Below are 21350 nucleotides of genomic sequence, written 5' to 3'. Positions count from 1 at the left end.
TAGCGCGCTCATAGTGCTCACAACGGCTGGTCGCATTTCCGCAAAGGCGTGGTGTGCAGCCATCCAGCCATGCGGACGCGCGGAGCGGATCGTCACGATGACCGCGATCGTGACCGGCCTTACGCCTGGTTGCGGCGCAGGCCCTTGAGGACGTTGCCTTCCGTCGACAGGTAATTGTCCGAATAGTCGAAGCGCGGCGTATCGGCGAACAGCAGATAATAATATTTCATCTGTTCGGACCACCAATAGCCTGGGCAATGATCGGCCTGGCGCTTGGGCGTCGCCGTCACGTCGGCCATGTCGGTGTAGCCGTAGCGAGCCTTGTTCCACCGCTTCATCGCTTCATAGTGGATCCGCCCGATCTCGCGCCAGCGTGGCTGGCGATCGATCAGCCATAATGTGAAGGCGGCATCGGCAAGTTCGGGGCGCAGCGCATTGGTCACCTGGGTCGGCCGGGAGGTCGCATAGTCATAGCCTTCCGGCAGGATGCCGTAGCGCGCCTGCACCTTCGACCAGCTTTCGGTATAGGCGGCGCCCTGCCGGAGCGCGCCGCCCTGGCCGAGCAGGCCGCCATAGAAGGAGGCGAGTTCGTCCTGCTCGGTCGACACGACGGCGCCGGTCTCGAAGTCGACGTCGGCGAACCACAGTTCGTGGTCCTGCCAGACCTGCTGATGCTTGAGGATGGCGGCCGTGCACACATCGTACATGCGCTTGCACTCGGCATCGCCGAACAGCTGCCAGCTATCCCACAGATATTCGAAGAAGCTGTCGCAATAGGAGCCGATCGTTGCGGTGCGGGAGCGCCATGCGCCGCTCAGCACGTCGATCTTGGTCGCCACCAGATCGAGGGGGGAGCGCCGCTCGAAGACCGCGATCATCGCCTTGCGCGCGGCGGCGGCGTAGCGGGGATCGCCGGTCAGGCGGCTGAGCGTACCCCATTCGGGCAGATAGGTCGCGACATCGGCAGGGCTGGTGACCGCTTCACGCGGTACGCCCGTCTTCAGGTTGATGAAGCGGTAGGGCATGCCGGTCGGCGTTGCGAAGGCCGGCAGCAACCGGTCCGCGAGATCGCGCGCCTTGGCGAGCAGCGCGGCGTCACCGCACGCGAGATGGGCCGACAGCAGTCCACCGACGAGACGGATCGACGTCTCGAATACCGATACCTCGCCATCCACATCCGCGTCGAAGTGGGATTTGACCCACGCGACGCCGTCCTCGAACCGCGAGTCGAGCCCCATTACCCAAAGGGTGTCGAGCGCCTCGATGAGGCTGAGTCCGAGATGATGCGTCTTGAGCGGGAAGCTCGAGAAGGTCCCGCTTACAGGCTTGATCTCGTCCTTGCCCCAGGCACGGTCGCGGTAGCAATCCCAGGCCCAGGCCATCTGCGCTTTCACGTCCTCAGCCAACGCATGCCATCGCGCGTCGTCCTCGGCGTGGGATGGTTTTGATAGCGTCGTGCCGGCAAGCGCGGTCGCAGCGCCGATGACGGCTCGCCTGGTGATCTGCACGCGGCCTCATCCTCTTTCGTTGGGACCTTCTGCAGAGGAATGCAGCCTGCTGCGCCCGGCGTCCAGCGCAAGGTGTTTGCCCAGGACCGTCGGAGTGACCGCTCGCGGGCGACGCGTCCGCCCGGCGGATGCATGCCCGACCCAGCCACCGCCGCGTCGGGCGATGGCCGAGGCCGCGCAGTGCCTGTCAGGACACGGGAACGCCGCCCGTCACCGCTATGACGTTGCCCGACATGTAGCTGCCTTCCGATGAGGCGAGCAGCACATAGGCGGGGGCAAGCTCGGCTGGCTGGCCAGCACGTCCGACCGGCGTATCCTGTCCCAGCGTTTCCAGTTCGTGCGGCGACTTTGCGATCGGCTGGATCGGGGTCCAGATCGGGCCAGGCGCCACCGCATTCACGCGGATACCGTCGCCGGACAGAAGGTTGGAGAGCCCCACCGTCAGGCTCGATATCGCACCCTTCGTGGCCGCGTAGACGATCATGGTCTTGCTTGCGACCTTCGCCTGCTCGCTCGTCGTGTTGATGATCGCGGATTCCGGCTTCATGTGCGGCGCGGCAGCCTTCGCGAGGCGGATCATGGCGAAGACGTTGGCGGCGAAGGCCCCTTGCATCTCGTCGTCGTCAACGCTGTCCAATCCCTCGTTGATTGTCTGAGCGGCGGCATTGTTGACCAGGATGTCGAGGCGGCCGAACGCGGTGACGGTGCGTTCGACCAGGCTCGCGCAATGATCCCGGTCGCGGATGTCTCCTGGCAGCAGAAGGCAACGCCTGCCGGCTTCCTCGATCCAGACCCGGGTCTCCTCGGCATCCGCCTGCTCATCGGCGAGGTAGGATATGGCGACATCCGCACCCTCTCGCGCATAGGCGATCGCCACGGCCCGGCCGATTCCGGAATCGCCGCCGGTGATCAGCGCCGCCTTGTCCTTGAGCAAGCCTTTGCCGACATAGCTGTTCTCGCCATGGTCAGGCTTGGATCGCATCTCTGTCGTCAGGCCGGGCCGGGGCTGTTGAGGCTCGTCGGGAAAACGCGTCGGGCGTCTGGTCTGTGGATCGTCGGTCATGTCAGTTCCTGCTGATGGCGTGCAGGGAACGGTTCACGAGGATTAACTTTCCGGTGAAGGCGGTAGCGCGGTCGAATGACCGCGCTCCAAGCCGCTCATGCGCTGCCGGAACCGGTCGGCGGGCGAACAGCCGGCTGCCGCCTGCACGACGAGCGGGAATGATGATCCCCCGCGTGAGCGGATTGGAAGGCTAGATGGGTCGCCGCCGAGCCGGCATGGTCGTCATGTGGCGCGGTTCGGTGCTCGAAACCGACGAGGCCACGCCCTGTGCCGCATGGTCTATGAGGGGCGTGGGATCCTCGGAGCGCCAGCTTATCGTTGTCCGCGTCGCGCGTAATAATCGGCCAGCACGCCGAACGCCTCCTTGTGCTGGCCGGTTTCGGAGATAAGGCCCTTGCGGTTCCAGCCCTGCTGGAAATCGGGGTTCTGCCGCCGCGGTGACCGGAAATCCTTGAGGATCCAGGGCGACATGCCACGGAGCGTCGGAATGCGGTCCGCCATCGCCAGCGTCTGGCGATAATATTCGGCCTGATATTCCTCGCTGAACTTTTGCATATGCGCTGCGTCGTGGAATCCTGCCTTCGCGTCGGCGCCGAATTCCGAGAATATGAGCGGCTTGTCGGCAGGAACACGCCACTCGCTACTTGGCAGATCCGTCAGCCGATCCGGTGAATACCAGCCGTTGTAGGTGTTGATCGCGAGCACATCCAGCTTCGCCGCGAGCGGATCGGCCATCGTCATGACGGGGTGCGTCGAGTTCCGGTCCCGTTCGACCAACAGTGCGGCGCTGACCAGGCGGGTATCGTCCAGCCGCCGTGCGTCGTCCACCAGCGTCGTCAGAAAGCTGTTGCGGGCCGGCGTGACCGGCGTCTCGTTGGCGACCGACCAGATCGCGATCGACGCGCGGTTGCGGTCGCGCAGGATGTTTTCCGCGAGCATGTTGCGGGCGGTCGCCAGCGTTTCGGGGTTCGACCAGGCGACGCGCCAATAGACCGGCACCTCGCTCCAGACGATCAGGCCGAGTTCATCGGCGGCGCGCGTCATCACCTCGCTATGCGGATAATGCGCGAGGCGCACGAAATTGCCGTTCAACCCGTCGCGTACCTCGCCGAGCAGCAAGCGTGCCGCCGCCGGCGTCATCGCGCGCGTGGGATCGGTCCCGATCTCTTCCTCATGGAGCGAAATGCCGCGCAGGAACAGCGGCCGTCCATTCAACACGATGTCGCTGCCGCGGACCTCGATGGTGCGGAACCCGATGCGGTCCCGCCACACGTCGTCACCGGTGGTCAGCGTGACGTCATAGAGTTTGGGCATTTCGGGCGCCCAGCGCCTGAGCCCGCGCGGCACCGCGATGTCGCCCCGGAAACGCCCCTGCGCATCGGTGCGCCCAGTCAGCGTCACGTGAAGCTCGGGAATGAGCATTGTCACCGCGTGGTTCGCGGCATCCGGGCCGTCGAGCTTGGCGTCGACCGCGATGCGATTGCCGCGGATCAGCCGCACCCACGCGTCGTCGACATAGGTCGCGGCGGTGTGCACCAGTTGCACGGGGCGCGTGATGCCGCCGTAATTCTCCCAATCGGTGACGGGCGGCGGCACCGTCGTGTCGGTCGCTTGGGAATCCACGCCGATGGTGATCTGATTGTCGCCGTCTCGGAGCAATTGCGTCACCTCGAAGGCGAAGGGCGTGAAGCCGCCCTCATGTCGCCCGATCGGTTTGCCGTTCAGATAGACGTATGTCGCGTAATTGGCCGCGCCGAGCCGGATGAAATAGCGTCCGCTACGCTGGGCCGGCGCGGGAAAGGTGCGCTGGTACCACATCAGCCCCTGATAATACCGCAGTTCCGGCGCTTCGGTGAGCCAGGAGGAGGGTAGGGTGGTGATGGGCGAATGGGCTAGGTCAACCTCGTAGAGCACCCGGTTGTCGGCTGCCATTTCGCGTCGAACATCCGCTTCGCTGTACCGCTGTTGGCCGCGATCGGGCATCTCGCCGTGGAAACCGGCAAGTCCCGAGCGGAAGGGATCGATCGAATAATGCCAGGGGCCGGAGAGATCGGTGCCGTCGCGCAGATCGGCGCTGGTCAGGAGTGGCTGCGTCGCCACGGTCGCAAGCGGCAGTGGCACGACGGGCGGTCGCTCCTGCGCCTTGAGCAAGGTTGCCGGCATTGCGGCAAGCGCAACAAAGCTACCCAGCAGCGTGCGTCGTTCCATGCGCGTTTCTCCCTGTGCTAGCCGTCGAATGCGGCCGCTATGCCGCGTTCCAGTCCCCGCAGCTCGGCAAGCCCGCGCATCCGCCCGAGCAGCGAATAGCCAGGGTTCGTCTGCCGCGAGAGGTCGTCGAGCATCTGATGGCCATGATCGGGTCGTACCGGGATGCTCCGTCCCTCACGGCGCTGCAACGCGACGACGGCGCGCATCACCTCGGCCATGCGTGCGTCGCCCTCCAGGTGTCCGGCCTCGTGGAACGTGTCGTTCGCCTCGCGCTGAACCGAGCGAAGGTGGAGGAAACCGATCCGCGTGCCCAATCGATCGACCATGCCCGGCAGATCGTTGTCGGGGCGCACGCCGAAAGAGCCGGTGCAAAGGCACAGCCCGTTGGCCGCGCTCGGCACCCTGGCGAACAGGTCTGCGACATCGGCCTCCGTGCTGACGACGCGCGGCAGGCCGAAGATCGAGAAGGGCGGATCGTCGGGATGGACGACGAGGCGGATGCCATGCGCCTCGGCGACGGGGCAGACGGCTTCGAGAAAGGCGACGTGGTTCGCCCGCAGCCGCGCCGCATCAATCCCGGCATAGGTGCCGATCGCGGCTAGGAAGTCGGTGTCGGTAAAACTCTCCTCGCTGCCCGGCAGACCGGCGATGATCGTGCGGGACAGAAGGCGGCGCGCGTCATCGTCCATCGCGGCGTGACGACGCGCGGCGCCCTCCACCATCGCGGGCGTATAATCGTCCGCCGCGCCAGGACGGGCGAGGATATGAATGTCGTAGGCGGCGACCGCCTCCAGCTCGAAGCGCAGCGCGCGCGCGCCGTCGGGCAGTTCCCAGGCGAGGTCGGTGCGCGTCCAGTCGAGCAACGGCATGAAATTGTAGGTGACGACTTCGACCCCGCCCGCCGCCAGATTCTCGAGGCTGACCCGGTAATTGTCGATCAGGCGATCCCAGTCCGGGCCGCGCCGCTTGATATCCTCATGCACGGGCAGGCTCTCGACGACGGTCCAGCCGAGGCCGGCAGCCTCGATCTGCGCGCGGCGGGCGCGGATCGCCTCCAGCGTCCAGATCGCGCCATTGGGAACGTCGTGCAGTGCGGTGACGACCTCGCTGGCACCGGACTGACGAATAGCCTGCAGCGGAACCGGATCGTTCGGCCCAAACCAGCGCATCGTCTGCGTCATGAACATCGGTTACTCGCTTTCCCGGCCGCTGGCGGGGGACAGAACTTCGAAGGACATGCCGGCGCGCTTGCTCGGCTGAAACCCCTTCCAGATGGTCGAGGCAGGTGCGCCGGGACTGTAGCCGGCATAACGCCCGGCCGGCGCCGCCGCCCACATACCCATGTCCGAATCCGTCGTCAGCCCGTCGATATAAGCGGCTTTCGCAACGTCGCCCTTCACATAACGATCGAGGAATGCGGTGATGAAGTGCGACTGGACGGCGATCAGACGGTCCTTGCGCCACACGCCGTCCTCGAACCAATCCTTGTCCCAAAAGGTGTTCGTCATGCCGGGAGGCGCACCGATCAGCGCGATGCTGTGCGCGGCCTCGCGAAACGTCAGCAGGTAGCGACGCGTATGCGCCGTCTCTCTGAAGAGCGTACGCACGCCGGGATCATAGCCGACGACGTGATCCTGACTGCCGACGATGAACAGGGTCGGTGCGGTGATCGCGGTCATGCCGCCGTCCGCCCACAGCGGCAAATCACGCAATGCGCGCGGCGGGGAAATGGAGACCACAGCCTTGAGATTCGCGACCTTCAGCTCTCCGGCGCGCGCGCCTCCGGACACGAACGGGGTCAACACGCCGCGTGTCGCGGGGGCCAGTTGCGGTGCAAGCCGCCCGCCCGCCGCGGCGAGCACGCCATAACCGCCCATCGAATAGCCGATGAGGGCGGTCCGTTCGGGGTCGGCGGCGGCGAGGGGGCCCTTTCCGGCGCGGGCCAGGCGCTGTGCCTCCGCAGCGACGAAGGCGATATCGAGCGGGCGGCGCGCGAGCGGCCCTGCCAGCGATGCGAGCGTGCGCAGCGAAATCGCCGGATCGGCGAAGGCGGGTGCGACGACGACATAGCCCTTGCTGGCCAGGTTCTCGCCCAGCCACGACATCACCTCGGGCGTATTGCTGGCGCCATGCGCGAGCACGACGAGCGGGAAACGGCCCTTTGCGGCCGGCAGTCCCCGGGTCGCCAAACCCGGCACGTCGAACGCGACCGGTTGCCCATGCTCGCCGGGCAGGGCGGTATGGTAGGTCGTGCCGGTGCCGGTCGCGCCCGCCGGATACCAGATCTTGACCATCAGCCGTCGATCCGCCGCGACCGGCTCAGACCCATCGGGCAGTGGATAGAGCTGCCCCGGCTGGACGAGCGTCATGTCGGTGACGCCGATCGGATAAAAGCCCAATGCGGCAAGCTCGGGCGCGTCCACGCCCGGTCGTGCCGGTACGTCGGCCGCGGCGGCACCCATCGATGCCATTGCAAGGCACGCGGCCGCGACCGTCCTGATCCACCGTTTCACGGATCAATTCCCTTCGTGACAGGCGCGACCGACCTCGCGGCGGCACGCGCCTGCCATATCATCAGAAGTTCAGGCCGACGCGCAGACCGCCGTAGCGTCGGAAATCGCGCGGCAGTACGGCCTGTGTCGCGGTATTGCCCCCGAAATTGCCGGCCGTGTTCACGAGCGATCCGTAATATTGCTTGTCGAACACGTTGTTGACGAACGCGACGACTTCCCAGCGGCGATCCTCGTCACGCACGCCCAGGCCGACGTTGACGATGTGATAGGCGGGCTGGAACGTCTCCGGATCCCTCGCCTGGAAGAACAGGCTGCTTTGATATTGCCAGTTGAATTGTGCAACCCCGCGCAGGTGGCCACCGAGCGACGGCGAATAATCGCCGCTGATGTTGAACTTCCACTCCGGTGCCTGGACGGCGCGCGTGCCCGTCAGGTTCTGGCGCGCCGGAGTACCGGTGCATCCCAGCGCCGCGGTCTGCAGCGGATAGCATTGCGCGACGGGGAAGTCGGTGTAGGTCGCATCGAGATAGGTGACCGCGCCGTTCAGGCTGAGGTCTTGCGCCACCCGCAGCGAGCTTTCGAGCTCGATGCCCCGGGTACGAAGGCGTCCGACGTTGGTCAGGCGGAAGTTGGACGTGCCGTCCGCCAGCGTCTCGATCGTCTGCGCCTGGAGGTCGCGGTAGCTGGTGTCGAACAGCGTCAGGTTCAGCGTCAACCGCCGGTCGAAAAGCTGGCTGCGGATACCCAGTTCCTTGTCGCGCGACCGTTCCGGGCGGATCGGACCGGCGGCGGCGCGGTTCTGGTTGAAGCCTGTCGTCAGGTCGTAGGTCTGGCCTTTGTAGCCGGTGGCGTAGGTGAAGAACGCGTTGACGTCGGGTGTGAAGTCGTAACGCGCGCTCAGGCGATAGGTCGCGGCCGTGTCCTCGGCGCTGCCGCTGTAGAAGGTGTTCGCGAGATTGTCGCGGAAGCTGTAGGATACCCGCTCGTTCTGGACGCGCCCGCCGCCGGTCAGGGTCAGGCCATCGACGACGGTCCAGTCGGCCTGGGCAAAGCCCGCCACCTGGCGCGAGCGCGCGGTCGCATACCAATTCGCGAGCGAGAAGGACGGTCCGCGGAAAAACGGCCGCTCGAAGTGCGTGCTCGCCGCATAGGCACCGAGCGTGTAGCGGAACGGCAGTTCGCTCGGCGACTGCAGCCGCAGTTCCTCCGTGATCTGCTGCGACTTGAACTGTCCGACCTGGATATTCGCCCCCTGCGGCGCGGTCGACGCGGTGTCGTCGTGATCGAGGTAATCGTAGAGGTGGAACTTGTCGTAGGATGTGATCGAGATGAGGTTCATCGATCCCAGGCCGAGCTCGCCCCGGATATAACCGCCTCCGCCTTGGTATTTGGTGCGGGAGTCGTAGTTGTTGGCGATGTCCTGGTTGTCCGGACCGACGACGACACCGGGCAGCACCACCGCGGGGGGCAGCGCCGCGATGCCGCGCAGCCGTGCGTTGGGACCAAAGCGCAGGAAGGGACGACCGACGTCGGTGTTGCCGTTGATGTAATTGCCGGAGATCGTCAGCGAGGCGTTATCCGTCGGCGTCCAGCGCAATTTGCCGCGCAGGTTGATCGACTCGCGGCCGTTGACGGTCTTGTCATTGACGAGGTTGTGGACGTTGCCGTCCCAGTAATTGTAGGCGGCCGACAGGACATAGCCCAGGTTCTCGGCGGCCGGTCCCGACACGCTGAAATTCGCGCCACGCTCCTGATCGGTCGTCACCAGTGCATTGGCGCGTACGCGCAAGGTGTCCGTCGGATCGCGCGTGATGAGGTTGACCAGTCCGGCGGACGCCGACTTGCCGTAAAGCGTGCTCTGCGGGCCGCGCAACACTTCGATCCGCTCGACGTCGGGCAGATCGGTGAAGGCGCGTGCCTGGAACGCCAACGGAACCTCGTCGACCAGCACCGCAACGCTCGACTCCACGCCGATACCGAAGGCGAAGGTGCCGACGCCGCGCAGCGAGATGTTCGAATTCTGCGGCTGCTCGGCCGGGCGCACGACCAGCGAAGGTGCGATCTTGCCGATGTCGGTGAAATTGCGCACGCCCGCGCTCGCGAGCTGGGCCGGTGCGATCACCGAGACGGCGAGCGGCACCTTCTGGATATTCTCTTCCCGCTTGTTGGCGGTGACGATGATGTCGTCGGTGTTGACGGGGTCGGAGGCGACCTCCGCGGCTGACCTGGCCTGATCGGACGTGGTCTGGTCACGCTGCGGCGTTTGCATCGCCGTCTGCTCCGCGTTCTGTGCGAAAGCCGGCTGCGCGGCGCCCATGATCGCGGCGGCAAGCGCCCAACGGCACACGGTGTTTGCAAGACCCATCTGGCCCCTCCCATCTGATGAGCGGGTACGATGCGTGTCGGACCCATTGCCGACATCGCTACATATTGGTCAGGCCAAATGCAAGCGCTATTCCGATCAATAGGTCAGACGCACATGTTGCTGGCCATGGCGGGTGCTGGTAGCTGTGCGATCATGAACCTCTCTCCTCCAGCGCTCGGGCCGGTCGGCGATGGCCGCAAATTGTACCAGCAGGTCGCCAGCGCGGTTGCCGAGTCGATCCGCCGCGGGGATTTCAGGCCCGGGCAGCGCATCCCATCGGAGCGGGAACTTGCCGACGAGTACAAGGTCAGCCGCCCGACGATCCGAGAGGCGATGATCGCGCTGGAAGTGCTGGGGGTCGTGCGTTCGCGGCAGGGGTCGGGCATCTTCGTCAGCGATACGCCGCCCGGCGATGTGCCGATGATCGGGCTCGATATTGGCGCGTTCGAGCTCACCGAGGCGCGTCGCCTGTTCGAAGGCGAGGCAGCGGCGCTGGCCGCCATCAGCATCGATGACGCGCAGCTGGCGCAGCTCGAAACGCTCATCGAAAGCATGGAGCGCGAGAACCGCGAACGCGTGAGCGGCGAACATGCCGACCGCGAATTCCATCTCACGATCGCGCGCGCGACGCGCAACTCCGCGGTGGTCGACGTCGTCGAGTCATTGTGGGACGCCCGCTACCGCTCGCCCCTGTGCAAGCACATGCTTGACCGCGCGCGCAGCGTCGGCGTGCAACCGCGGATCGACGAGCATCAGGATATTCTGGCCGCGTTGCGCCAGCGCGATCCGCAGGCGGCGCGCCGCGCCATGCGCGACCACCTCGGGCGCGTCATCGAGGGGCTGCTCCACGCCACCGAGACCGACGCACTCGAACGCGCCCGCGCGGAGGTAGAGGAAAAACGCTCCGATCTCGCGCGGCGTGTCGCGATCTAGGGTGCGATCCAGCGAGGCTGGATCGGAGCGGCGCCGGCCTTCATCTCCCCACTAGGTCGCCCACACCGCGGATCCTGGATGGAGCAGGGGTGGGGGCCGCTTTACGGGCGTAGGTCAGACGCTAGACGCGCACGATCACGCCTCGGCGGCCGTCGACCTCGGCGGGCTCACCGTTCTCGACCTCGATCGCGCGCGTGTCCCCCCGCGGCAGCAGCAGAGTGATGGCGCGGTCCTGCGGCGTGCCGTCGCAGGCGACGGACAGGCGCACGCGCGCGGCGTCCGCATCGCCGGCGACGATCCACCGCCATGGTGCGCGATCCCCGTCGCCCTCGTCCTCCAACGCGTCCATGTCGAACGCGCCCGTTTGTGGCGGAAACAGCCACATCCCCCGTCGCATCGGCTCGGGCCGCCAGCCACCCGCGGCGAGGTCGACGAGCATCGCCGATCCGACGCGCGCGAGCAGCACCGGCGGGCCGTAAAGCGGCGCCGCCAACCGCGCCGTTTCTCCGCCGCGGACCGTCCGGCCGGTCCACACGTCGATCCAGTCCGCGCCGACGGGCGGCCGGACCTCGCGCTCGCCGGCGCCCTCCTCGACGACCAGCGGCACGAGCAGGTTGGGTCCGAGCAGATGGTCGTCGCTTTCCGCCCAGGCTTGCACGTCGTCGGGAAAGTCCAGCCACGTCGGGCGCACCATCGGCGCATAGTCGCGGTGGTAGCGCAGCAGGAGGTCGTACAGGAAGGGCACGAGCGTCTGGCGCAGCGCAAGCAGGCGACGGATCGCGGGCGTCGCCTGCGGATACATCCATGGCTCGTTGACGGTGCGGTCGTCGTTCCAGCTGTGGATCGAGAAGCGCGGCATCAGCACGCCCGCCTGCACCCATCGCACGAGCAGTTCCAGCGATGGCGCGGGACCGGAGAAACCGCCGACGTCATCGCCGCTGTTCGACACACCCGACAGCGCAAGGCCGATCGCCTGACGGGCATTGTAGCGCAGCGTCTTCCACGCGGTGCGATTGTCGCCGCTCCACGTCTGCGCGTAGCGCTGCAGCCCGGCCATGCCCGAGCGGGTGACGACATAGGGTCGCTGATCGGGCCGCGCCTCGACCTGGGCGCGGCGCGAGGCGCGCGTCATCAACAAGGGCATCACGGGACGCATCGCCGCTGCGGGCCGTGGCGCGCCAAAGCCCGCCAGTCGCGCGCGCGCGTCCCACAATTCATATTCGTTGTTGTCGTTCCAGGTCGCGACCATGCCGTGGTCCAGGAGCGCGGACTTGACCTGCGCACGCCACCAGTCGCCGGCGGCCGGGTTGGTGAAGTCGATGTAGCTGCCCACCTCGTCCCAGAATTGCGCTTCGACCGGATTGCCGTCGGCATCGTTGACGAACAATCCGGCGGCGCCGACCTCGTCATAGCGCGGATGACTGCGAAGCAGCGCAGGCTTGATATTCGGCACGAGCCGTACGCCTGCCTCGGCATAGCTGGCGACGAACGCGGCCGGGTCGGGAAACTTGTCGCGGTTCCAGTGGAAGACGTAGCGCTTGTCGCCGATCGACGTGTAGCCCGACGACAGGTGAAACGATGTCGCGCCGATGTCGTGCTCGTCCAGCTTGTCGAGAAAACCGGCCATCTGCGCGGCCGCGTCGGGCGCGTCGGTGTAGGTCATCGTCGAACCGGAATAGCCGAGCGACCAGCGCGGCATCAGCGCCGGGCGGCCGGTCAGCCAGGTGAAGCGACGCGTCACCGCCAGCGGGTCCGGCCCCGCGATCATCCACAGGTCCAAGTCGCCGAGTTCCGCCACGACATGGCGGTACAGCCCATGATAATTGTCGAGTTCGCGCCCCAGGTCGAGTGCGATATCGGCGCTGCTGTCGAAGAATTCGCCGTGGCAGCGACCGTCGGGATCGGCGACGAGCAGGTATGGGATCGACTTGTACAGCGGGTCGCTGGTCTCCGCGTCGAACCCCATCGGATCAACGTTGGTCAGCCGGAACGAGCGGCCGGCGCGGTCGCAGTCGCCCGTCCGGTCACCGAGCCCGTAGAAGCGCTCACCCGGGCGCCGTGCGAGATAGTGATGCGCGCGTCCGTCCCACCAGCCGAAATCATAGGCCTGCGTCGGACGATCCTGCGCCATCAGCCGCCACGTGTCGCCCTCGCACTGGTCCCAGCGGCAATGCAGACCGTGCAACGTGATCGTCACGCGCAGCCGCGACGTCGAAACACGGAGAATTCCATCATGCTCGACGACGCTGAAATCGGGGCAGGCGAAGCCGCTCACGTCCATCCGGTCGCGGCCCGGCTCTGCGATATCGTCCGCGCCGGGCGCGATCGCCCAGCTCGGCGGACTGGTGACCGTGCCGTCGGTCATAAGGAGCAGCCGCGCTATATCCTCCTCCAGCACGAACAGATGCGCAGTCGCGCCGGTATCGGCGGTGAGCGTCAGCCGGCCAGGCGCACGTTCCGAGACGGCGAAGACCGGCGGGTTGGAGAGCGTGGCGCGTCTCATCGGGCTTCCTTGGCGCGGGAGAGAATGGGAAGGCAGGCGATCAGCACGACCGCGCCCACGATGTCGAACAGCGACAGCGCGGCGAACAGCGGCGCATAGCCGGTTACGTCGGCGAGCTGCCCGATCAGCAGCGAGAATATCAGGCCACCCGTCCATCCGGCCTGGCCGATGAAGCCGTTCGCCTTGCCGACCTCCTCGGGCCGGAAGACGTCCGCGGACAGCGTGTTGATCAGCACCGAGATCATCTGGTGCGCAAAGCCGCCGATGCTGAACAGCGCGATCGCGGTGAAGGGGCTTTGCACCCAGCCAATGAACCCCGGCGCGATCATCAGCAGCGCGCCGGCGGTGACGCCGGCGACGCGCGAGGCGACCAGCGACAGCTTCGCCCGGTTCATCAGCAACGGCGACAGATACCCGCCGATCACGCCGCCGAAATCGGCCGCCAGGAACGGCAACCAGGCGAACACCGCGATCTGTTTCAGGTCCATGCCGCGTTCGGTGGCGAGGTAGAGGGGGATCCAGAAGCTGAACGTCTGCCAAGCGGGCTCCGCCAGGAAACGGGGTATGGCCAGTGCCCAGAAGCGACCGCTGCGCAGTATCTGGCGCGTGCTCGCCGGCTCGATCGGCGGCGGCCGGTCGGCGGCGATCAGCGCCGCTTCCTCGGCCGTGATCGCCGGGTGCGCGGCCGGGCTGCGGTAGAAGCGCCACCACATCGCGGCCCAGACCAGCCCGACCGCCCCGGTGACGACAAAGGCGATCCGCCAATTCGCCCAGAGCGACACTGCTACGACCACGGGCGGCGCGATCAGCGCGCCCAGCGATGTGCCGGCGTTGAACCAGCCGACCGCGACGGAGCGCTGACGGGCGGGAAACCATTCCGCGATCGCCTTTATCCCCGACGGGACCGCAGCGGATTCGGTGAATCCCAGCAGGCCGCGGAAGAAGGCGAGCCCGAGCCAGCCGGCCGCGAGCGCGTGCAGCATGTTGGTCAGCGACCAGGCAAGCCCGAACAGCGCGAAGCCGGCGCGCAGGCCGATGCGGTCGACGATCGCGCCCGCGATCGGCTGGCCGATGGTGTACGCAAGCTGGAATGCCCCGACGACGTAGCTGTACTGCTGGGTGGTCATTGCCAGCGTCGTCTTCAGCTGGGGCGCGAGAACGCCCAGCGAGTTGCGCGCCAGGTAATTGGCGATGGTGCCGAAGCAGATCAGGCCAACGATCCACCAGCGCAGATTGACGATCCGCCGCATCACCCTCTCCCCGATCCGTACGACCAATTGGTATGGCCAATTATATTGTCTGTGTCACCTTCACCCCGGCCGCGTCACACGCTGCGGCGATCTCGGCATCGTCGAGCTTGTCGGTCACCAAATGGTCGATCCGATCCAGGCCGGCGATGCGTACCGGCGCGGGCCGGCCGAACTTACTGCGGTCGACCGCCAAGATCGTGGTTCGCGCCTGTTCGATGATGCGTTGCGAGACGCGCACCTCGTCTATGTCGAAATCGAGCAAGGTGCCGTCCTGATCGATCGCGGACGCGCCGATCAGCGCGTAATCGACCTTGAAACCGCCGATGAAATCCATCGCCAGCGCACCGACGACCGCGCCGTCGCTCGGCCGGACGCGGCCGCCGGCCACGACTACTTCGATCGTCGGGCGGGCCGCGAGGATCGAGACGACGTTGAGGTTGTTCGTGACCACCAGCAGATTGCGGTGATCGACGAGCGCGCGCGCGATCGCCTCGGTCGTCGTGCCGATGTTGATGAACAGGCTGGCACCGTTGGGCACGAGCGCGGCCGCGGCGCGGCCGATCGCCGCCTTCGCCTCCGTCGCGATGGCGCCGCGCGCCTCGCGATCGAGATTGTCGACGCCGGAGGTGATGACCGCGCCGCCGTGGACGCGCGACAACATCGCGCGCTCGGCCAGGAGGTTGAGGTCGCGCCGGATCGTCTGGGGCGTGACGCCCAGCTCGCTCGCCAATGTGTCGACCGCGACGCTCCCCGTCCGTCGCGCCGCGGCGAGGATCGCCGCGTGACGCCGCGCGACCGCTTCCGGCAGCCCCTCGGCGATCATGCCGCGGCGCCCGTGCCGGTCGCGCTCGCGAGATACGCATCGATCCGCGCGGCCGTGCCGGCGGGAACGTGCAGGCCGAGCTTGCTGCGACGGTAGAGAATGTCCTCCGCCGTCCGGGCCCATTCGCGCGCGCGCAGGTGGTCGACTTCGCGCGTCGTCAGCCCGCCGCCCAGGTCTTCGCCCAGATCCGCCAGCGACGCGCCCGCCGGCACCAGCGTCGCGACGTCCGTGCCATAGGCGCGCACCAGCCGCCGTAACACGGCGGCGGGAATCGCGGGACGCGCCTGCGCCAGTTCGGCCAGATAGGCGTCGAAATCGAGGAAATCGCCGCCGGGTAGCGTCGCGCCCGCGGTCCAGGCACCCGTCGCCGCCGGGAAGAAGCGCGCGAGCTGTGCCATCGCATGCTCGGCGAGCTTGCGATACGTCGTGATCTTGCCGCCGAAAATGCTCAGCATCGGCGGCGCTCCGTCTGGAGCGTCGAGATCGAGCACATAGTCGCGCGTTACCGCGGAGGCGTTCGCCGCCTTGTCGTCATAGAGCGGGCGGATGCCGGCATAGCTCCAAACGACATCGTCCGCCGCTACCGCGCGCGCGAAATAGCGGTTGACCGTGTCGAGTAGATAGCGCGTCTCGTCCGCGCTGATTTCCGCCCGTCCGGGCGCACCCGTCCATGGCTCGTCGGTGGTGCCGACCAGCGAGAATTCGCCTTCGTAGGGGATCACGAAGACGATACGGCGGTCGGGATTCTGCAGCATGAAGGCGTGATCGCCCTCGTACAGCCTTGGCAGCACAAGGTGGCTGCCCTTGATCAGCCGCACACCACGGTCGTTGCGGCTGTTGCCGGCGCGCTGCAGTACGTCTGCCACCCATGGGCCGCCGGCGTTCACCAGGACACGCGCGTGCACTTCGGATGTACCGTGGCCTGCCGCGCCGTCGTCCCCGCTTTCGATCGTGGCGATCCAATGCTCGCCCTCCCTGCGGGCGCTGACGAGCCGCGTTCGCGTGCGCACGATCGCGCCCCGCTCCGACGCGTCGCGCGCGTTGAGCACGACGAGCCGGCTGTCCTCGACCCAGCAGTCCGAATAGACGAAGGCCTTGCCCGCGCGGGGCGCGAGGCCCGCGCCGCATGCCGACCGCTCCAGCGCGATCGTCTCTGTACCCGGCAGCCGCTTGCGGCCGCCGAGATGGTCGTAGAGGAACAGCCCAAGCCGCACCATCCAGGCCGGACGCGGCGATTGGGTCTGTGGCAGCACGAAGCGCAGCGGCCAGATGATGTGCGGTGCCATGCCCCAAAGCCGCTCGCGCTCGATCAGCGCCTCGCGCACCAGCCGGAACTCGCCATATTCCAGATAGCGCAGACCGCCGTGGATCAGCTTCGTGGACGCGGAAGATGTGTGGCTGGCGAGATCGTCCTGCTCGACGAGCATCACCGACAGCCCCCGTCCTGCGGCATCGCGTGCGATCCCGGCGCCGTTGATCCCGCCTCCGACGATCAGCAGATCGATCTTCGTTTCCGCGCTCATATCGAACATATTGACGCGCAAATGAAAACAATCAACAACCAAATCGAACATGGAGAGGTATTCGATGGCAACGCACATCCTGGCGATCGATCAGGGTACCACCTCGACGCGCAGCGTGGTGTTCGATGCCGCCGCGCGCCGCGTCGCCACCGCGCAAACCGAGTTCGCGCAGCATTATCCCGAGCCAGGGTGGGTGGAGCATGACCCCGAGGATATCTGGCGCGACGTGTTGGCGACCGCGCGCGAGGCGATCGACAAGGCGGGCCTTTCCGCGGCTGACATCGCCGCGATCGGCATCACCAATCAGCGCGAGACCACGGTCGTCTGGGACCGCGAGAGCGGCAAGCCGCTTCACAACGCCATCGTGTGGCAGGATCGCCGCACCGCATCCGTTTGCGCCAAGCTAAAGGCATCGGGCGCCGAGGATGACGTGCGCGCACGGACCGGCTTGCTGCTCGATCCGTATTTCTCCGCGACCAAGATAGGCTGGATCCTCGACCATGTCCCCGGCGCGCGCGAGCGCGCGGCGCGCGGCGAGCTTGCCTTCGGGACGATCGACAGCTTCCTGCTGTTTCGCCTGACCGGGGGGGCGGTGCATGCGACCGACGTCACCAACGCGTCGCGGACGTTGCTGTGGAACATCCACGAAAACTGCTGGGACGAGACGCTCTGCGCGCTGTTCGACATTGCGGTCGAGATGCTGCCCGAGGTCCACGACAATGCCCATTGTTTCGGCAGGACCGCGCCGGGCCTGTTCGACGCCGCCATTCCGATCACGGGCATAGCCGGCGACCAGCAGGCGGCGCTGTTCGGACAGGCTTGCTTCGCGCCCGGCACGGCAAAGTCGACCTACGGCACTGGCTGCTTTCTGTTGCTCAACACCGGTGAGTCGGCGATCACGTCCGAACACCGGCTGCTGACCACGCCAGCGTATCGGCTGAACGGCCGCACCACCTATGCGCTCGAAGGTTCGATCTTCGTCGCGGGCGCCGCGATCAAATGGTTGCGCGACGGCATCGGCGTCATCACCCATGCGCGCGAAACCAATGACATGGCTACCCAGGTCCCCGACAGTCATGGCGTGTACATGGTTCCGGCCTTTGTCGGGCTCGGGGCGCCGCACTGGGAGCCGGAGGCGCGGGGCGCGATCTTCGGACTCACGCTCGGCGCAACGCAGGCGCATCTCGCGCGCGCCGCGCTCGAGGCCGTCGGCTATCAGACGCTCGACCTGGTGACCACGATGGTTAGCGACGGCGGCACGAAGCCGGCCATGCTCCGCGTCGACGGCGGCATGGCGGCGAACGACTGGCTGTGCCGCTTCCTCGCCGACCTGCTCGAGGTGCCCGTGGAGCGCCCGGATGACCTCGAGACGACCGCGCGGGGCGCGGCGTTTCACGCAGGCCTCGCGGTCGGGCTGTGGTCCGGACTCGACGAATTGGAGCGGCTGTGGGCGCGCGAGGCATGCTTCGAGTCGGCGATGGAAGCCGATCACCGCGAGCGCCTGGTGGCGGGCTGGCAGGACGCGCTGTCTCGGGTGCTCCGCTAGAGCCTGATCCACGTGCGTGGAAGCGGCGCCGGCCCTCACCCCCACCCGGCCGCCCATCCAGGATACGCTGCGTGGGCGGCCGGGTGGGGGTGAGGGCCGGTACCGCGCCGATCCAGCTTTGCTGGATCGCACATCAGGCCACCACGCTGCTCCCTTATCCCCCCAAGCCGGTCGGTGCCCGCGCGCGTTGTCCCACGCCGCGCGCGATAAGACGTTGCGAGCGTGTTCAGCCGCAATACAATGTGTGCGGGCAATGGCTTACGGGGAGGATGATTGGCGATGTCGCATAGCGTTCGAACCGAAACCGTGGCGGCGGACATGGACCGCATCTTTCAGCCGCTCGCTGGGGTGACGGCGGGCCGCCATCCGTCGCCCAACCCCGTCGCCCGTCGAGAGCGGCGACGATCGCGCTGGTGGCTGCTGACCCTGCCGCCTTTGGTGGTCGCTGCCGGCACGGCCCTGGGCCTTACCGCCATCCACGAAGGCTGGCAGCCGCCGGTCGCCGCGCTCCGCTCCGCGGCGCCTACTGCTCCTCAAAAACGGGCAATCGACCAAGCGGCGCCCGCCGGCCCGCGTGTGACGGACGCGCCGACCGCCGTCGCGCCCGCCTCGCTGCCGGATACCGGCGTCGCTATGGACCCAGGCGGCACCGACGATGCCCAAACGGCCGTCCTGCGCGACGATCGCACGCCACCCGCCGCCGCCGATCTGCCGCGCGTAGCCCGTCAGCCGGTGCGGCCGATCGACCGCGCGACTCGGATCGTGACGGTGCGCGTTCCCGACAGGGTCCGCGGCGGTGGCGGGCGTGCCAGCGACTCCGGCTGCCCGCCGAACAGTCCGGAGAACCGCTGCATCTACCAGGACGTGCTCAACGCGCATGGCCGCCTGTATCGCGCGTATGAGCGCGCCCGGGTGCGCGGCGTGAGCAGTCGCGACCTCACGGTCATCGCGCGACGCTGGCGCGAGGCGCGCAACCGGGCGGACGACGATCCCGACGGCGCGATCCGCCGCTACAACCAACTGGCCGATCAGCTCGACGATCTGACGGAATCCGTGCCATGACGGGAGCCGCCGTGTCCGCGCTGCCGCGCGCCGACATCACCTGGATCGCCGATCATCCTCCATCGGCCCGAGCGGCGACTACCGACGGTAGGGTGGTCTATGCGATTGGCGATATCCATGGCTGCTACACGCAACTGGTCGCGCTGATCGAAGAGATCGTCGCCGACATCGCGCGCACGGGCGAGGGCCGGTCGGCATCGCTCATCTTCATGGGCGATTATGTCGATCGCGGGCCGGACTCGGCGAAGGTGCTCGATGCCCTGGTATGGATGAAGCGACAGGCGCCGTTCGATGTCGCCTTCCTGCGGGGCAACCACGAGGCGATGTTGCTGCAGTTCCTGGAGCGGCCCGACCGGGCGCTGCCCTGGTTGGAGCACGACGGGATCGGCACGCTCGCCTCCTATGGCGTGGCAGCGGGGCCGGAGGACGATTGTTTTCAACTACGCGATCGTCTGCTCGATGCCATGCCGGCGGCGCATCTGGCGCTGCTGCGTGGCCTGCCGGTGCGGGTGATCCGTGGCACCTATGTCTTCGTCCATGCCGGCTTGAGGCCCGGCGTCGCGCTGGCACGGCAAAGCGACGACGACTGCCTGTGGATCCGCGACGAATTCCTGCGCAGGGATTATCGGTTCGAGAAGATCGTCGTGCACGGCCATAGCTGGCGGTCCGAGTTGCCCGAGGTCACCGACCATCGGATCGGGATCGATACGGGCGTCTATGCGACCGGCGTCCTCACGGCCGTGCGGCTGGACGGCGCCGAGATCGCGTTCGCACAGGCGCGGCTGGATCCCGATCGTGACGCGGCTGCGAACCGCGCGCCATCCGAGGACGGCATGGGGTCGTGAGACCCACGGCCAGCGTGAAAGGCGTGACCAGGGTGTCGGTGTCATGAAAGCCGTCGCCGCGCCATCCCCTACGCATGCGGACCACGTTCGACGCTCTTGTCCGGTCGCCGGCCAGCGGCCCTGGGCGCTCTACACGCGCTGACCGGCCGCGCCCGGCGGGGGCAGAGCGTGGGCGGGGACCCGTGGCGCGAAGGTCGTCAGCAGCGCCGTGCGCGCGAGCGTGCGCTAAGGCCGATGTCGTGCGGGGATGCGGCGCCATCGGTCATGTGCACCGGCAGGATGGCGCCGTCCGCGGCATAATGGATTCGATCGATCGCGACCTGCCGCTCGCCACGCAGCGGCATCGGCCCGGGCGCCTGGTCCCACCGGTGGTAGACGATCAGCCATTCGCAATCCGGGGTACGGACGAAGCTGTGGTGTCCCGGTCCCTGATGGCTTGCGTCGCTCTGCAGGATGGGGCCCCGATAGCGCCATGGGCCGAGCGGCGACGGCGCGGTGGCATAGTGGACGGAATAGTCGGGGCCATTCCAATGGCCGTGGCTGTAGGAGAGATAATAGACGCCGCGGCGCTCGTGCATGAACACGCCCTCGGTGAACTGCGGCGGCTGGTCCACGTGCTCCTCGCGCGCGATCGTCACCATGTCGGGCTTCAGTCGCCAGACGCGCAGTCGTGCCCCGGCGCTGCCGCCCGCATAGAGGTAGCTGCGGCCCGTTCGCGGATCGGTAAAGACCATGGGATCGATAGCCTCGAACCCGTTGCCGCCGGTCACCAGCGGCTTGCCACTGTCGCGATAGGGGCCGCCGGGCCGGGTTGCGACCGCGACCCCGATGCGGCTGGGCGTCGGATTCTGCGGTCCCACCGAATAATAGAGGTACCATCGCCCATTGTGCCGCGCGACGCCCGGCGCCCACAGGAAGTGGTCGGGCGCGCCATCCTTGCCGATCCAGCCGATGTCGTCGCGGCGAAGCAACACGCCCCTGCTGCGCCACGACCTGAGGTCGCGCGACGAGAAGGCGCCGAACCGGTCGGCGCTCCAGCTGCCGCCCGGCCCGCCGGTCGGAAAGACCCACATCGCCCCGTCGATGATCATCGCATGGGGGTCCGCGCCCTGGAACTGCGGATTGTCCGCCGCGGCCATCGTGGCACACGAGAGCGATCCGATCAGAAGCAGACGGCGGGCAAGGCGGCTGATGCGCATCACGTCTAT

The 21350-nt window shown here is 67.2% G+C and carries 15 protein-coding genes; 4 read left to right on the top strand and 11 right to left on the bottom strand.

Translation table 11 applies throughout. The features are described 5' to 3' along the window. Positions 1-119: 119 nt before the first annotated feature. The 6 genes from IQ292_RS07620 to IQ292_RS07595 form a co-directional block, all read right to left on the bottom strand. The gene (locus IQ292_RS07620) at positions 120-1508 is read right to left on the bottom strand and encodes a glycoside hydrolase family 47 protein (protein ID WP_338057605.1); all 1389 of its coding nucleotides are present in this window, start codon (positions 1506-1508) and stop codon (positions 120-122) included. A gap of 187 nt (positions 1509-1695) precedes the next feature. Beyond that, positions 1696-2571 (bottom strand): SDR family oxidoreductase, encoded by an 876-nt coding sequence (locus IQ292_RS07615; protein WP_203309687.1) that lies wholly within the window; start codon positions 2569-2571, stop codon positions 1696-1698. Positions 2572-2883: 312 nt separating this feature from the next. Continuing rightward, a complete protein-coding gene (locus IQ292_RS07610; protein WP_238940885.1) occupies positions 2884-4779 on the bottom strand; it encodes a glycoside hydrolase family 2 protein in 1896 nt (631 codons plus the stop codon). Positions 4780-4796: 17 nt separating this feature from the next. Then, a complete protein-coding gene (gene uxuA / locus IQ292_RS07605) occupies positions 4797-5960 on the bottom strand; it encodes a mannonate dehydratase (protein WP_238940884.1) in 1164 nt (387 codons plus the stop codon). A 9-nt stretch (positions 5961-5969) separates the two neighbouring features. Next, positions 5970-7292, bottom strand: coding sequence for an alpha/beta hydrolase family protein (locus IQ292_RS07600; protein ID WP_338057604.1), 1323 nt, complete (start codon positions 7290-7292; stop codon positions 5970-5972). Between the two features lie 61 nt (positions 7293-7353). Then, positions 7354-9657, bottom strand: coding sequence for a TonB-dependent receptor (locus IQ292_RS07595; protein WP_238940883.1), 2304 nt, complete (start codon positions 9655-9657; stop codon positions 7354-7356). A 114-nt stretch (positions 9658-9771) separates the two neighbouring features. Between IQ292_RS07595 and IQ292_RS07590 the strand changes: the two genes are divergently transcribed. Then, positions 9772-10590, top strand: a complete 819-nt coding sequence (locus IQ292_RS07590; protein ID WP_238940882.1) for a FadR/GntR family transcriptional regulator — start codon at positions 9772-9774, stop codon at positions 10588-10590. 121 nt (positions 10591-10711) lie between these two features. Here the strand turns inward: IQ292_RS07590 and IQ292_RS07585 are convergent, their stop codons facing one another. From IQ292_RS07585 to IQ292_RS07570, 4 genes are read right to left on the bottom strand one after another with little or no spacing between them, the layout of a single operon-like run. Beyond that, on the bottom strand, positions 10712-13093 hold the full coding sequence (locus IQ292_RS07585; RefSeq protein ID WP_203309685.1) for a glycoside hydrolase family 31 protein: 2382 nt from the start codon (positions 13091-13093) through the stop codon (positions 10712-10714). Further along, entirely contained in the window at positions 13090-14343 is a 1254-nt protein-coding gene (locus tag IQ292_RS07580; protein ID WP_203309684.1) for an MFS transporter, read from the bottom strand. Before IQ292_RS07580 ends, IQ292_RS07585 begins: the two co-directional genes overlap by 4 nt. A 40-nt stretch (positions 14344-14383) precedes the next feature. Then, on the bottom strand, positions 14384-15166 hold the full coding sequence (locus tag IQ292_RS07575) for a DeoR/GlpR family DNA-binding transcription regulator (RefSeq protein ID WP_203309683.1): 783 nt from the start codon (positions 15164-15166) through the stop codon (positions 14384-14386). Continuing rightward, positions 15163-16698, bottom strand: coding sequence for a glycerol-3-phosphate dehydrogenase (locus tag IQ292_RS07570; protein ID WP_203309682.1), 1536 nt, complete (start codon positions 16696-16698; stop codon positions 15163-15165). The genes IQ292_RS07575 and IQ292_RS07570 overlap by 4 nt, the downstream gene beginning before the upstream one ends. A gap of 55 nt (positions 16699-16753) precedes the next feature. On the opposite strand from IQ292_RS07570, the gene glpK reads away from it, so the two are divergent. The 3 genes from glpK (at position 16754) to IQ292_RS07555 (ending at position 20142) form a co-directional block, all read left to right on the top strand. Beyond that, the gene (gene glpK / locus IQ292_RS07565; RefSeq protein ID WP_203309681.1) at positions 16754-18235 is read left to right on the top strand and encodes a glycerol kinase GlpK; all 1482 of its coding nucleotides are present in this window, start codon (positions 16754-16756) and stop codon (positions 18233-18235) included. Between the two features lie 306 nt (positions 18236-18541). After that, complete coding sequence (locus IQ292_RS07560; RefSeq protein ID WP_203309680.1) at positions 18542-19297, top strand: hypothetical protein; 756 nt, start codon at positions 18542-18544, stop codon at positions 19295-19297. Then, positions 19294-20142 (top strand): metallophosphoesterase family protein, encoded by an 849-nt coding sequence (locus tag IQ292_RS07555; RefSeq protein ID WP_203309679.1) that lies wholly within the window; start codon positions 19294-19296, stop codon positions 20140-20142. Before IQ292_RS07560 ends, IQ292_RS07555 begins: the two co-directional genes overlap by 4 nt. A gap of 197 nt (positions 20143-20339) precedes the next feature. Here IQ292_RS07555 and IQ292_RS07550 read toward each other — a convergent pair whose 3' ends face one another. Then, positions 20340-21341, bottom strand: a complete 1002-nt coding sequence (locus IQ292_RS07550) for a family 43 glycosylhydrolase (protein ID WP_203309732.1) — start codon at positions 21339-21341, stop codon at positions 20340-20342. Positions 21342-21350: the final 9 nt, after the last annotated feature.

The organism is Sphingomonas beigongshangi, assembly GCF_016820445.1.
Taxonomy (GTDB): domain Bacteria; phylum Pseudomonadota; class Alphaproteobacteria; order Sphingomonadales; family Sphingomonadaceae; genus Sphingomonas; species Sphingomonas beigongshangi.
The sequence above is the reverse complement of the archived record's forward strand: the minus strand, read 5'-3'. Positions and strand labels throughout refer to the sequence as shown.